This is a genomic window from Desulfogranum japonicum DSM 18378 (genome assembly GCF_000429945.1).
In the GTDB taxonomy this organism is placed as follows: domain Bacteria; phylum Desulfobacterota; class Desulfobulbia; order Desulfobulbales; family Desulfobulbaceae; genus Desulfogranum; species Desulfogranum japonicum.
Map to the genome: position 1 here is coordinate 87,399 of NZ_KE386993.1, position 14,531 is coordinate 101,929.

Sequence of the window (14,531 nt, forward strand, 5' to 3'; positions counted from 1 at the left end):
TGTAATTGTGATATACTTATGAATAAACGCTTGCATAACGAATCTTCCCTGCGTTGTATTCTTCATGGCTAACGTTTTTGGGTTCATTGTATGAATGTGCTACGATATGGTTGAGCCCAGGGACTAACAGAGCTGCATAATGAAATGTAGCTCTTGGTGTCTCGGGATTTCATTACTGATATAAAAGTATATCACATTCTATACTTTACCCGGTGTCATACTATATTCCCAAGGTCTGTGGGAAAAAAAATTATTTTGTGAAGTCTGTAGGATATTGCTCAAAAGGTGGATATCGCCCCAGGAAGTTTCTGGTGCTCCTGGAAAGTATGATTTTATAGGTGTTTGACAATAATTTCGGTTTGATCCTATAATAATATTTAAGAATTATTCTTGCTTGTTGGAAGTCGCCCGGTTGATATTGTCGTAAAAGCAACAGAGAGATAAAGCCCTGCAGTGGAGAATGCTACTCCATACGTGTTCATATTTCAGCACTACATCTATGGAGGGGCTTATACCCGCTGAGACGAGAATTCTTGAAAGTGTGAGGCATCATGAAACTGAGGACTAAACTTTTTGCTATCGGTATTGGTGGGATCACAATCACGGCCCTTTGCTCTATAGCGGCTACGTTGTATTTTTTAAAGATACAAAAAAATCAAATAATCCTCAGAACCGTAGAGACGGCCAGGCACAATTTCCAAGTGGCCATGGAGGCAAAGAAAAAGGTCTGGCAGACCAATGCACTGCAGGTTGCAAGTAATCAGAAAATTATATCAGCTTTGGTTGATGGGGACAGAGAATTAGCCCATGAGGTACTCAGTAATTTGGGGAAGGTGTTTAAAGAGAATACAGGATTCAAGAATGTGCAGGTACATCTTATCGACAGTGATCTGCGTTCTTTTTATAAGTCGTGGAATAAAGACAGCTTTGGAGAATCGTTAAATTATTCAAAGGGGTATGCTGAGGTGAAAACCACAGGAACATCTCAGGTCGCCATGGAGATGTCTTCTAAGGGCCTCAGGTTAAAGGGATTGTTCCCTGTTACATATCAGGGGAAATTTCTGGGTATTGCGAATTTTGAAGGCGGGTTGAATTCAATAAAAAGGACACTGGAACCATATCATATTGATTTCGTATATTTCATGGAGGAAAGCAAACTGAATATTGCCCCTTCCATGAAAAATAAACAAAAAATAGGCAGGTACATACTCAACCAAAAGGATGTGGATGAGCAATTTTTTAGCTATCTGCAGCGAGATGGAGTTATTGATAAGATTCTGGAAAATGATTATTTGATAGACGATGCTTATTTGACTGTCAGTGATAAATTTCAAGGATTTGGTGGAGAAGAGGTTGGCTTGTATATGGTTGCAATGCCTAGTGATATTGTGATGGATGATACATATCAATTACGTAATACAATTTTGAAATTGTGTGTTGGTATATTTATACTATTCTTCTTTCTTCTTGCATTTATAATATTATTTGTAGATAGAAAAGTTATAAGGTTGATCAGTAAGATTACCGAAAAAACAAATGATCTTGCTGTAGGTGATGGTGATTTGACGCAAAGGATACCTGTGCTTAGCAGAGATGAAATTGGATCGCTTGCTGAAAACTTCAATCTGTTTATGAAAAAACTCAATGATATAATAGCAAATATTGGTAAGAATTATGAAGTTCTTACTGCTGAATCTCATGAATTATTTTCAATTTCTAAACAAGTTATGGATGATTCAGAAAATCTCACCGGAAAATCGAATACTGTTGCTGTGGCTGCTGAAGAGATGAGCTCAAATATGAATTCAGTTGCCGCCGCAAGTGAACAAGTGTCTACGAATGTCGCAACTGTTAACGATGCGGCAACTGTTATGCAGAAGGGGCTGCAAGGGGTAGTTCTCCATTGTGAAAAAGCACGAGATGTGACCAACGAAGCGGGTGTGCAGGTAACTGTAACCTCTGAGCGGGTGACTTTGCTTGGTCAAGCTGCCCGGGAAATATCTCATATAACCGAAGTGATCACCGAAATCGCTGATCAGACAAATCTGCTTGCACTCAATGCAACCATAGAGGCGGCCAGGGCTGGAGAGGCTGGAAAAGGCTTTGCTGTTGTTGCCAATGAAATTAAGGAGCTAGCTGGCCAGACATCTGGGGCAACCAGCGAGATTCGCCAGAAAATAGAAGAGATACAACGATCAACCAATACAACTGTTGAAGATGTACAAAAGGTGGAATCTGTTTTTAGTGAAGTGCAAAATGTTATACAGAGCATTGTTGAATCCATCGAAGAGCAGTCTGCCAATGCTCAAGAAGTTGCAGGAAATATTGAACAGGCTGCTTCAGGACTCCAGGAAGTGAATTTGAATGTTTCGCAGAGCTCACAGGTCTCCATTGGAATTGCTCAAGATATTGCAGATGTGAGGGCTTATGCTGATAATATGTATGAGAAAAGTACTATCATGCAAAGAAGCGTTCAAGGCCTGTCCGAACTTTCCGGAAAACTCAGAGAGATGATTTCTCTGTTTAAGGTAGTGGATGAATCTGCTGAGGAGAATAAGAAACAGCTTGCAGAAAAAAGGGGATCATTGCCTGATCTCGTACCGTGGGGTAAAAATCTGCAACTGGGTATTCGTGAGATTGATGAGCAGCATAAAGTACTCGTGGAGCTGATTAACAAGCTGTATCGTGCCATGAAAGTGCAGAGCGGACGTGAAGTCGTTGCCGAAGTTATAGATGAATTAACCGAATATACCAAATATCATTTCAGCTTTGAAGAAAAACAATTCCATGCATACAACTATTCGGAAAAGGATGAACATGTACGGGATCATAAAAAATTAATTCATCAAGTGACCGATTTGCAGAAGCAAATGGCTAGCGGCAAGGCAAATGTCACCATGGACTTAATGGATGTTCTTGTCGACTGGTTACAAACGCACATTCTTAAAACGGACAAACGATATGTGTCCTTGCTCAAGGATAAAAAGTTGGATAAATGAGGGGGATTTGTGGGGCAACAAGAAAACCTGGAGTTTTCTTGTTGTCAGGCCAATCTTGCTTTCTGGTTATTGTTTGAGGAAAAAATATATTTCTTTATCCTGACCGCCTGTGAAATGATCAACAAATTCGGCCCCGATGTTTCGTTTACCTACGTGCGTCACTTTGGCCTTTTTTTCAACCAGGGTATGTTTCTTGTTATCCAGGTGAAAACGGACTAGGATGGTCTCTTCTTCTCGTAACTGGGGTCCTGTAAAAACTTCAATGCCAACCCCATTCTGTGACAAGTTGTTGATTCTACATGTCGTAATGACTTTGCCATTCTGGGGGATTGCGTGCATGAGTTCCCCTATGAAATTGGTCTGTTTACGATAATTTTTACGGTGTTCAATTTCCGTGGTAAAGGTTTCACCACATGTACATTTGACTTTGAATTTCCGCTTGTTTGCAGGGAGTTTATCTGCACTGATCTGCTTGACTCGCCTGCAGTGTGGGCATTCTAAGGGGATGCAACCTGTTTGGTTGATATAAGACTTTGTTATTGCTGCCATATTTGAGTCTCCTGGATGAAAACGTTTTCAAAGGCAGAAAATATACATGGATAACTGTTAATACTGATGATCTGACGGAGATATATCCATGTGTATAAGTATAAAGCTACTCATAAAAGACCAGGTTGTCGAGTATTATTTCAGAAAACTGGAAAAATTAGTATTTGCTTGTGGTTAGATATAGTTTTGCTTTTACAGTGCCTTGGTCAGGATTTGATCTGTGAACCCGCTTTCGTTACAATTCCAGTTATAGCGGTTGGGTATTTATAACTGTCTGTCATAGTGGACTGTTTATGTGGCTGGCCTTTAGAGGTTTGAGAATTTACGAAAATTGAAAATCCGGAGTTTTTGTTGCTTTAAGGGGACATTGCTTCGTGTCTTTGACTCAGCATATCGATATTCTTCGAAAACCTAAGTGTTTACGACTGAAAAAACGTTCATTTTCCAAAAAAATCAGAAGACTGGTCAACGCGGTATAATGGCTGACGATAAGCTTTCCTTCCATGATTATGGTTACTGACAAGTTTCTGATTTATTTTTGGGAGAGTTTTTGCAAATCCTTTAAGTAGATATCATATCGGCCAAGGTAGAAACTGAGTGCTTTTGAAAAATTTTTCCCTATTAAGCCATCCACTATGATTTCACTGATTTTTCTGTAACGTTTGAGAATAAACTGCGAGCGGTAAAAGATCAGCCATTCTTCATTTGTTAATTCCTGGCGTATTTTTATAAGAGCCCTGCGGGATCTCGGTTGGTACATCCAAAAATACATACAGTCCAAAGAATTGAGGATGAAGATATTTTCCAGTTCCTGAGCTTCTTTCCCCATGGTTTTCAGCAGTTTTTTGGGTGATTGGAGCATGTCAAGGGCATCCTCGTCTGGAAAGAGCACATCCAGTTTTGAAAAGGCTGCAAAAAGCTGATGCAGTTTGGCCCTGTAATCATCAAGACGCATACGGGTGTTGGTTTGCCGATCTGCAAGGCCCTCAATTATTGCCGCGATACAGTCAGATGCAAATTTTGAAATTACAGCAGCCCATTTCTGTAAAATTATTTCAACCTGGAGGACACCGCCAGTCTGCAAACCCCAGCCAATGCCAGCATTGAACAGCATGGCAAGCGGAATGCTGAGAAGGGAACGGAACAGGTTGCCGATGGCTGCACTGCGTGGAAGGCCTCGAAACATGTTGTGACTGAAAATATAGATTCCGTTCGCAAGGGCCATGACTGAGTAGAGTATTAAAGGGCTTGTGGATGTGGTGATTCCCAGCCCTTGATCAAGAAGGAGTGTTTTAACCAGAAAATCCAGCAAAGGAACCGAGAAGCCTGTATAAAAGAGGGAATCTGCAATGCGGCTCCAGCTGATGAGAGAATTCCATGGAAGAAGGGGCGAGCGCCGAAGCCCTCCTCCACCCAAAACGGCTTGGATGATGTTGCGAATCCCGGTAATGCTGAACCATATAAAAGCGCCCAAATAGGCCAGTACCCACCAGTCTTTGGTGAGACTGAAAGTGAGAAAAGCAGGGATGAAGCCGGCAGCCACCTTGAGGACGTTATTGATGTGGGTATTGATATATCTCTTCGCTTTCAGTTTGCCTTTGTGGCCGTTGGTGTCGGTGGATGACTTTTTATCACGGAGAATTCCCAGTGTGATGATATTGCCCTGGGGTTCAGCGACCAGCTCTGTGGAGTCAAGCTTCCATTCCTGGCGTTCGTTATTCCTTTTTTGAAAGAAACCATATATTCGGTGCAGAAGTCCGTTCAGAGGTCCCGTCGAATGTCGATTTGAAAAAGTAGCGTAACGATGGTGAGTAAGGTGAGCAAATAGAGGAAGCCGTGTTCGTATTCCTTTTTCGATTTCCAGCTTGGCAGATTGCTGTTCCCTTGACGGTAATGTGTCTGTGACCACCAGACCCATGCCGAATCGATGGGTATACAGGCCCGTGGAGCCTGTACCAATGCGTGATTTTAACTCACGCTTGCGGTAGAAACCGTGGAATTCCTCAAGGTGATGAAGAATATCGACCAGTACTTCCTTTCGTTCCTCCATTTCCGACATTTCAGCCCTGAGGTCGTCCAGCGGTTTTTGTTCTTCTGCGTGACGTTGTAACTGACGGACAAGGTCAAGTCTTGCTGCCTCGAAATCCCAGATGATTGCTCTCACTGAGGCTTTAAGTGCAATCACATTATCTGTGTTTAAGGCTTTTTGCAGGTCATTTATCAGTGCATAACTTTTCAGGGGGCTGACGATGTCGACTGCTTCACCTGCAAAACCATGATTTTTGCTGGTCGCTGCAGACGTGAGTCCGTGGCCCACGTCTTTAAGGTTAAATATTTCCATATGCGTGATATGGCCACGACCAATATACAAGAGTTGTAACGTGTCCTGTACAGAGAGGTTGGACAGGTTGAGAGTTACATTGGCTCCTGCATGGATATCCTGTAACTTTGCGAGAAGTTCCTGAACGGTAAGTTGCAATAAAGAGGGTACGTCGGCACTGTCACTGGGAATCCGTGGATCTGTCAACTTCGGGTTTTGGGTGGGGAGCAGGTATTCCTGAATAATTGTTTCTGGGGAGATTTCGTTTTCAGTCTTTCCAGAGGATTGCTGGGGCTGGTCTGCTGGCAAGTCGTCTGTGCCCGCTGTGTGGAGGGTGTCATGTGCTGAACTGCTGATCTGTTGGTGGATAAAACGCGCCAGATGAAGCAATGAGGGCTGGCCACTTCCTACAAAGTTCAGGAAAGCTTCGGCTGTTATCCGGGTAAGACGCAGGTTATATTTCTTGTTGATGGTATCCAGGTGGGTGGAGTTGAACTCTTCTAGAACATCAAAGACATATTGTTGTTGATAGCGCGAAACCGTACCACCCTGAGACATCATTTCCTGCATGGGTCTTTCATGCAGAAAGTCCAGCAGGGATTGCGTCTCTGGAAAACCGCAGAGTTCCCAGGTAAATTTCACGTACTTTTGCCTGAAACGCGCTGAAAGTTCAATGCCTATTGTGGTTTGAATGCCCAACAGATCACCGGCCTCGAGAAGTTCCTCTGCTACCTGGTTGTCAATAAAATTGTAATAGACAACAGTGAGAGAACGGATGCCTTTTATCCACGCGTCCATGAGCAGGTGCGATGGAGATTTACGTCCTTTGGTGTAGGCATCATGCACTCGATCGTCAAAGGTGAGTTGATTCCATTCTTCAGGCATTTCAAAAAGATGGTACTTTTTCAACTCTTCTCTGATGAGGGCTGGACGGCCTGTGGATGCCATACGAAAATCGTGGGCAAGCCGTAGTTGTTCCTGTTCTTTTCCCTGGTGCCTGATCAGTTCTTTCATGATCTGGATCAGCACCCTGGCTGTATTCATCTTGAAATATGCAGATGAGGAAAACAGCACCTCGTCACGAAGGGCACGCAGATTGGACAATCGTTCTTCTGATGTTCCTGTTTCAAATGATTCCAACAGGTTTACTACTGCAAAGGCAATACGGAGTCCCCTGGGGGCTGACAATTCCTTAATGCCATGGGGGTGCATGTAGGCTGCCGTCAGAGTACTGATCGAGTCTGGCATTTTTCTACGCCCGAGAACCTCATTCACCATTTCCAGGAGTTCATAATCGTTCTTATCGAAAAAAATGACTGAAGGCTTTTCTTTCATACTGCGTAAACTCCTGTTTGGCTTTTTGCCATGTACAAAAAAACACTGCTTTGCGATCATCCCGCATTTCTTATGTTTTCTTTATAGGCAGGCACGAGGCAACTGGTGCCGAACACGTTGCTGACATCAGACCGCGATTGGTACTATAGGGTCACCAAATAAATAAATTATCCAATCTTGCTTGTCTCTCAACTCGGTAACGTCGTCGCATCAATGGCTCAATAGGGCCAGTATGGAACCGTTGATATGACGACGTTACCAAACCGATATCCTACGCAAATTTTGGATATGTATTATCTTCCGCGACCCATATATCTCTTGCTACTGAAAAGATGATGCCCTGTTCCTCTAAAATATTTTCCTTTCCGTGTAATTTGAATGGTCTATGACTTTACGTTCATAGCCGCCTTCCAAAAGAGGGGAAGATATGAGAAAGTCTGCAGAAGAACGGTTGGATGCTGTGGGAATGTTGCATAACACTGCTATGCGTAGCAGAGCTTTCACATCAACGTCATGGGGTTGTGGCTCCATGGGATCCCAGAAAAAGATAAGCATATCTACTTTGCCTTCTGCTATGAGTGCTCCGAGTTGCTGGTCTCCTCCCAGGGGGCCCGATTTGAGTCTTGTTACTTGCGGCCTTTCTTCACCTGCCTGCCTTTTTTCTTCCATTAATTCTTTGATGAGTTTTCCGGTTGTTCCGGTACAGACCAGGTGGTGAGGAAGAAGAATCTGGAAGTTCCAGTCCACCCACTCCATAAGATCCTTTTTTCTGTTATCGTGAGCAACAAGCGCGATTGTATTGATAGTATTCATTTTATTTTTTTGCAATGTTGAGTAAGCGTAACCAGTTACAAATATGAGGCGTGCCAATAGTTTCACACCTTGGTGAACGGTTACTTTCACAGTGGATATCCACAGAGGGCCGTCCAGCATTATATGTGGGGTGGCTGCAACCGTCAAGTGAGGAGCTGTAGGTTGAGTCTAGGTCGTTTCATGGAGGGTAAGAGTCGCTATGCCCCCTGTAATGCTGAAATATTGGCCACTTTCAAAATATAATTGTTTTCAGAGGTGTGCCGGTTGAGGTGTAGAGTAAGGGGGTTGTATCTCTTTATTGGATGTATTCTGAACGGTTGCCTGCATTAGTTGTTTTATCGAGTACCTGTCTGTGAATTTTCTTGGGGCAATCGGGTGGTTTTCCATGAGGAGAAAAGGGGAACCTGGCAGCATGGGCAGCTTACCTCCCATGATAATTCTGTAATCGTTTACGAAAAAACGGTGAGCTGGAATGTACTCACGGAGGTGTATTCGTAATCCAGAAAACATATGAGAAATCCAAGCAATAAGGGCTGCAGAAACAATAAGTTATTCGAAACTGATCACAAGCACTCCACAGAGTCTAGCGCTGATCGCTTATCTGCTCAAAATCGCGCTTGCCCAAATATGAACACCTGTGTCAGTTACAGTTCGGAGGTGAGTGAAACCAAGAAGATACATACACTGTGATTAGTTACATCTATTCAATCGTATTTTTCTCTCAATTCATTTTTCGCAAAGCATGATCACCCATGGAAACCTGTACATCCTGCTACTGGAATGATAGAAAATACAGTAGGTGCTGCTGATATTAAACATGTAGTCTATACAGAAAAAAAATCAATTGTTACAATACATAAGTAACGATACCTGGGAGGCTGGCCGAGAATACCATTTCTGCCCAGAGATCTTTGTTGAATATGAAAAAATATTATCTGCATATCAAGTGTATGTCTGTGGTATTTTTAGGTTTGCCTCGTTCTGAACGAAAATACCTGTTCCCGGACAGCCTCCTGGCAGAGCAGTCTGGTTTGACAGTGTGATTTTCAGGAGACTATTTTTATGTCAATGTTGACTCGTGAGTATAATTACTTGCGAAAATCACAGAGGGTGGATGTCCCTCTTTTGATCCAGGTCGGAACCAAAGTCTATAAAAGTTCGGACTGGTCCATGACCGGAGTGGGCATTCTCGGCTATGAGGAGGAGATCCATAAGGGGGACATTCTTGAAGGGAAACTCATTCTGATGAGTTCCGGTGCATCCATTCATGTGGATGTTGTATTGGTCTGCAGAAATATTCGCGATGATATTGTCGGTTTTGAACTGCAGAATATCACTGATCGCCACAAACGAATCCTGCGCCATTATCTTGAACTGTCCCTGGAAGGAAAAATTGATAACATTGAAGACCTCATGTCAGATTTTTCCGCTCCTCTCATTGAATCTCCCATTCAAGAAGCCATCAGTATCACGGCAGAAGAACAGGTCTCTCTGCTGAAGAAATTTCGAAGCCGGGCATTTTTGGCACTGACCGCTGGTTTTCTACTGATGGGGTATATTATTTTCACGGTGGTTTATAACCTTGTTTTTGTATATGAAACCGTTGGGGTAACTTCGACTAATTTGCTCCAGATTAAATCTGGTGTACGTGGCACTGTGAAAAAAACGCATGTCCATGAAGGCGATATAGTGCATGCGGGAGATATCTTGTTTGATTTGGATGAAGGGCGTTTACTTGAAGAATTACAGGTGAACTCCAAAAAACTTGCCCAGCAGAACAGGCTGCTTGACAATCTGGAAGGAGAACAGCCTTTTTCCACCGGCCAAAAGTCATTGTTGGTGCAACTACTTAATGAAGAATACCTGAATAAGAGCGAGGAGTATCAAAGGGCCCAGGAACTTTTCAAACAGAAGATCATTTCCATTAAGGATTATGAGTTTGTTGAAACAAGTTTTCGCCGGGCGCGTATCAACTATTTTAGAGAGCTTGAAACCGCCCAGAATAAGCGTGAACTTATCCAAGAAAAGAAAAATTTTCAGGAATTGCAAAAGGATATTCTCCTGGCTGAAAAAGAAAGCCTCCTTCAGAATCTGGAAGCCATGCGTGTTCGTGCTCCTGTGCCTGGGGTGGTGTACACTGTTGATCATTTTGCCGGTGAATTCGTTTTGGCAAGCGATACGGTTATTACCCTTGCAACCGATCAGAAACCCTTTGTCCTTTTTAAAATTCCCTCCAGGCAGAGTGGCAAGGCAAAACTGGGAATGCCTGTCAAAGTGTATTCTTTTGAGCTGGATACCGACTATGAGGGGAAAATCAGCTCTATAGGCTATAGTGCCATCAACCCCAGGGCTACTCTTCTGCAGGAGGTCAGTTTGGATCAGACTGTAATTAAAGTTGATATGCCTGATATAGCAAGAAAAATACCCCTCAACAGCAGGGTGAGAATATGGGTGAAAAAAGAAAGTGCCTCTGTGGATAGGATTTCTGAATTCTTTATGAATGTATTTGGAAAAGAGCATGCTGAAGCGATTCGGTAGAAAAGAGGGTGCTCTGTCCGTTATTGGGCCTGCTGTTTTTTATCTTGCCATTGCCTTTGCCATCGGACTCAGCAGCTGGCCCTATTTCTATTATGTGAAAAACGAAACCCTGATCACCATTGGCTTGTTTGCCGCCTGGCGATATTCATGGCAGGCAACACATTACTGCAGAGCATTGTTGTACGGTTTATTTGTTTATCCGCGACTTCGAAAGCAGGCACATCATGCTGCCCGCCAAGGGTGTTTCCCAGAACATATTTTTTTTATAATTCCCTCCTACAACGAAGAACCCTGGGTGAGTGTGGAGACCTTTTTTTCCATTCTCTCGGAACTGAATGGAATTCCATGTTCTGCGTCGCTGATTGTAGCCACCGGCTCGGACCGGGACGATGCTGTTATCAGCGAGGCGTATCGTGCTCATCCGGCATCTGAAAAGGTCGAACTGGTTCTTCAACGACAGTCACAGGGAAAACGGATAGCCATGGGGCACGCACTCAGGGCTGTTGCAAGGCGTTACAACGATAAAAGAATAAATGATGCCAATAGCGTTACCGTATTTATGGATGGCGACAGTTACCTTGAGCCAGGCATACTGGCCAAGACAATACCCTTGTTCTTTTTGAAAAAGAATTTGGGGGCTGTAACCACAAACGAACTTGCCTATATCAACACTACATCTCAGTGGTATAAAGATTGGTTTAATCTTAAATTCGGCCAGCGGCATATTTTGTTTCAGTCCCATTCCTTATCTCATAAGGTATTAACTCTGACCGGGCGCTTCTCCATTTTTAGAACAGAAATCGTTGTCCGTGAAGAGTTCATCCGTTTCCTTGAAAATGATATCCTTCTGCACTCCTTGCATGGTAAATTTCGTTTTCTTATGGGGGACGATAAAAGCAGCTGGTTCTATTTATTGCGTGATGGCTGGGAAATGTTGTACGTGCCCGACGCCATTTGTTACTCTCTGGAAAGTCGTGATGCCAGCTTTCTGGATTTGAGCACCAGCCTGCCATATCGCTGGTATGGGAATACCTTACGAAATAATGGCAGGGCTCTGGCACTGGGATGGAAAAAAACCGGAGTTTTCATCTGGTTCTGCATCCTTGATCAACGTATATCAATGTGGACATCTCTTGTTGGGATAACCGGCACCCTGATTCTCTCGATATTTAAAAACCTGGTTTATTTCCCAATATTTATAGCATGGGTGCTGATTGTGCGTACAATTCAGATGCTTGTTATCGCTTTGAACGGCCACCCTGTAAGTCTTATCACCATCCCGCTTATGCTTTTTAATCAATGGGTTGGGGCTGTAATTAAAATACGCGCGTATTTCTTTCTTTCCGATCAAAAATGGTCAAAAGGAGGTGTTATGCAAGACGCAACACAAGATAAAATCCCCATACCCCATGTGTTGGCTCGTTATATGCCGCGCTATCTTATGTTTGTTTCATATGGATTGTTTTTTTTCACGCTCTTGGTAACTGAACAGGTCATTCGGCTTCCTGATGTGTATGCTCTGCAGGCCGCTGCAGCCGGTAAGCAGGACCATGATTTTTTGGATGCACGGGATTATGGTGTTCAACCTGACGATGGCAGGGACGACAGTGTTGCGCTGAATACGTTGATCAGAGAAGTGGTGGATGGAACTGTTATCAGACTTCCTCAAGGAAAATTGGATCTCATGCATCCTCTTGTAATTGATCGATCCAACATTACCCTTGAAGGGAGCGGCCAGGAAAGAACTATTCTGCAGAGCATGGTAAAGTCTCCTGATGAAGCTGTGCTGCACATCCACGGCAGATTTGGAAAGAAACTAGGTTTTTTACAGACAGATGCCGGGGCAGGTAACTCTGTAATTGAGTTTGACGATGCGAAGAAAATGCTGCGAGCTGGCGATATATTGCTGCTGAGACAGGCAAATGACGAGGCATTTTTCGATAGTATCGGCAGTTTACGTTGGCGCGAAAAGAGTCCGATTATCAGACAGAGTATGTTTCATGTTGTAGATAAGCACAATGCCAATCTGTTTTACCTGGATAGGACCTTGGATATCGATTATAGCGCGCAAAGTACACAGCTTATACGGCCAGAGTTAGTGCAGCATGTTACAGTGCGGGATCTGACTCTTATTCAATCTGTTCCCAATGCCGATATTGAGAATGTCAGATTCAGGTATGAGAACCTCTTTCCCGAATATAGGGTGGATCTCCTGAGATGTATCTGGACTGCCTTCATTACCATCGAAAATGTGTCCCTGTTACAGGCGGGGAATCATTCCCTTGTTTTTGAAAATTCCTACGCAAATACAGCAAAGGGCGTCACCATTGTAGGTGCCTGGAACAAAGGGAAAAAAGGGAGCGGATACCTCAGGGTTGCCAGAGCGTTTAAATGTGTCCTGAAAGATTTATTTGTCAAAGACATTCGACATATTACCCTGCAGTGGAGTTCTGCACATAATACGTTTGCCAACATTTATTCCACAGTGGACTTTAATGTCCACGGTGGCTATCCCCATCACAACATAATCAATAATATTCAGTTTGCCATTCCCCCTGAGCACAAATGGCAGGCTATTACCCTGGCTCCGGATGATGCCTCCTGGGCTCCGCCAAATGGTCCGGAGAACAGTTTCAGTCAAGTGCAAATAGATCAGTAACAGATTCTGCCTGGGTTATCGCCATGCTCTCTTGAATGATTTGATACAATTTCAGCCGTGTTTTATGTGCCTCGGTCTGGGTGTCGAGCAGGTCCAGCTTCAGAAGATTCAGTTCTCTGGCTGGGTCTGTGTCCAGATTCTGAATAACATGTTCTTGTTTTGTTTGTGTTTTTTTTAGCTGGTACAACAAGAAATGTAAATCATCCTGCTGTTCTGTAAGCCTTTCCTGATGAAAAGCATATAGAGAGGAGAGCTTTTCAAGACGCTGGCGTATTCTGTGGTTGATTGCCTGTTTTTGATATCCGTAAACCCGTTTTTGAGTTTGAATGAGAGTTGAACGTTTCAAGTCCCAGGTTAAGGGAATTTCCAGCTCTATTCCTACAACAGATCGTTCCCGTTCGTAGAATTCATCTTTATATTCCGCATGCAGGTTCAGAGATGCATCATCAAGCCAGGCTGGAAGGAAATCAGCTCTTTTATTAAATATGTCTTGAATGGCAAGATCGTGTGAATGTATCTGGGCCAGTGAAGCCAGATCATCTGTTGGCCGAAGCCGGACAGCTTCCAGTTTGTTGCACAGTTCACGTTCGGGTTTTGAAAAGCCGACGTGGTCGCTTTGCTGGTAAAAAGCTGTTCTTCTCCGGGCCTTGGTCAGCTTTCTTTCAATGTCGATGACATCATCCCGGGTAACATATCCATGGGCAAGCTGTTGTTCGCGGGCAAGCAAAATTTCCTTAAGTAGTTGAGCTCGTTCAGAATGGTAATGGAGTTCAATGTGATTCTCCAGGGTAAATATCCGGTACATCTCGTCCGCCAGTTGCCGGTCAAGCATGTCGCGTCTGAGTTGGTAAAATTCGAGTTGTGTTTGCAGTATTTTTTTGGCATCTTCACGGATGGTCTCATAATAGCCGTTATTAAGGAGTTTCCATCGAACACCGGCAAGATAACGATCTTCAGCGTGCATGGAATCGTAGTCATATTCTCCTGCAGCATATAGCCCATAGGAAGATCTATGGCTTTGGAGCTGGTCCAGATATTCTGCTTCTACCTCTTTTATACCCTCAAGTATTGCCTGAATGGAAGACCTGCTCTGTTCCGGGGAGTCGCCTTCAAGGAAATCTGGCCCAAATTGTGACAGGTTAATGGTAAGCTCTGGCAGGCCATGCATAGTATATGCAGAGGCAGCTTTGTCCTCAGAAAGTTTGGAATGAATTTCTCCTGCCAGGCTGTTTGCCCCAGCATTAAACAGGGCCAATCCCATTAGGGAAATGGATATCAGAATACGATGGCGAGTTGTCCATTGTGCTTTTGACATAGG

At 43.6% G+C, this 14,531-nt stretch carries 7 protein-coding genes; 3 read left to right on the top strand and 4 right to left on the bottom strand.

Going from position 1 to position 14,531, the window contains the following annotated elements; translation table 11 throughout:
* Positions 1-551 precede the first annotated feature (551 nt).
* The gene (locus tag G493_RS32705) at positions 552-2,999 is read left to right on the top strand and encodes a bacteriohemerythrin (RefSeq protein ID WP_051309843.1); all 2,448 of its coding nucleotides are present in this window, start codon (positions 552-554) and stop codon (positions 2,997-2,999) included.
* A 66-nt stretch (positions 3,000-3,065) separates the two neighbouring features.
* Here G493_RS32705 and G493_RS0123200 read toward each other — a convergent pair whose 3' ends face one another.
* The 3 genes from G493_RS0123200 to G493_RS0123210 form a co-directional block, all read right to left on the bottom strand.
* On the bottom strand, positions 3,066-3,548 hold the full coding sequence (locus G493_RS0123200) for a PilZ domain-containing protein (RefSeq protein ID WP_028582261.1): 483 nt from the start codon (positions 3,546-3,548) through the stop codon (positions 3,066-3,068).
* Between the two features lie 532 nt (positions 3,549-4,080).
* Positions 4,081-7,203 (bottom strand): MATE family efflux transporter, encoded by a 3,123-nt coding sequence (locus tag G493_RS0123205; protein ID WP_028582262.1) that lies wholly within the window; start codon positions 7,201-7,203, stop codon positions 4,081-4,083.
* 348 nt (positions 7,204-7,551) lie between these two features.
* On the bottom strand, positions 7,552-8,016 hold the full coding sequence (locus tag G493_RS0123210) for a methylglyoxal synthase (protein ID WP_028582263.1): 465 nt from the start codon (positions 8,014-8,016) through the stop codon (positions 7,552-7,554).
* A gap of 1,062 nt (positions 8,017-9,078) precedes the next feature.
* Between G493_RS0123210 and G493_RS0123225 the strand changes: the two genes are divergently transcribed.
* Both G493_RS0123225 and G493_RS0123230 read left to right on the top strand, forming a co-directional pair.
* Complete coding sequence (locus G493_RS0123225; RefSeq protein ID WP_028582265.1) at positions 9,079-10,554, top strand: HlyD family efflux transporter periplasmic adaptor subunit; 1,476 nt, start codon at positions 9,079-9,081, stop codon at positions 10,552-10,554.
* Positions 10,535-13,213: a glycosyltransferase gene (locus tag G493_RS0123230; protein WP_028582266.1), complete on the top strand. Its 2,679-nt coding sequence runs from the start codon at positions 10,535-10,537 to the stop codon at positions 13,211-13,213. The genes G493_RS0123225 and G493_RS0123230 overlap by 20 nt, the downstream gene beginning before the upstream one ends.
* On the opposite strand, the gene G493_RS0123235 is transcribed toward G493_RS0123230, so the two are convergent.
* Positions 13,188-14,528, bottom strand: a complete 1,341-nt coding sequence (locus G493_RS0123235; protein ID WP_028582267.1) for a hypothetical protein — start codon at positions 14,526-14,528, stop codon at positions 13,188-13,190. The two genes, G493_RS0123230 and G493_RS0123235, sit on opposite strands and share 26 nt — an antisense overlap.
* Positions 14,529-14,531: the final 3 nt, after the last annotated feature.

Coding starts and splice junctions, on each gene's coding strand:
- G493_RS0123225 (WP_028582265.1), top strand. CDS start 9,079: ATGTCAATGTTGACTCGTGAGTATAATTACTTGCGAAAATCACAGAGG.
- G493_RS0123230 (WP_028582266.1), top strand. CDS start 10,535: ATGCTGAAGCGATTCGGTAGAAAAGAGGGTGCTCTGTCCGTTATTGGG.
- G493_RS0123205 (WP_028582262.1), bottom strand. CDS start 7,203: ATGAAAGAAAAGCCTTCAGTCATTTTTTTCGATAAGAACGATTATGAA.
- G493_RS0123210 (WP_028582263.1), bottom strand. CDS start 8,016: ATGAATACTATCAATACAATCGCGCTTGTTGCTCACGATAACAGAAAA.
- G493_RS0123200 (WP_028582261.1), bottom strand. CDS start 3,548: ATGGCAGCAATAACAAAGTCTTATATCAACCAAACAGGTTGCATCCCC.
- G493_RS32705 (WP_051309843.1), top strand. CDS start 552: ATGAAACTGAGGACTAAACTTTTTGCTATCGGTATTGGTGGGATCACA.
- G493_RS0123235 (WP_028582267.1), bottom strand. CDS start 14,528: ATGTCAAAAGCACAATGGACAACTCGCCATCGTATTCTGATATCCATT.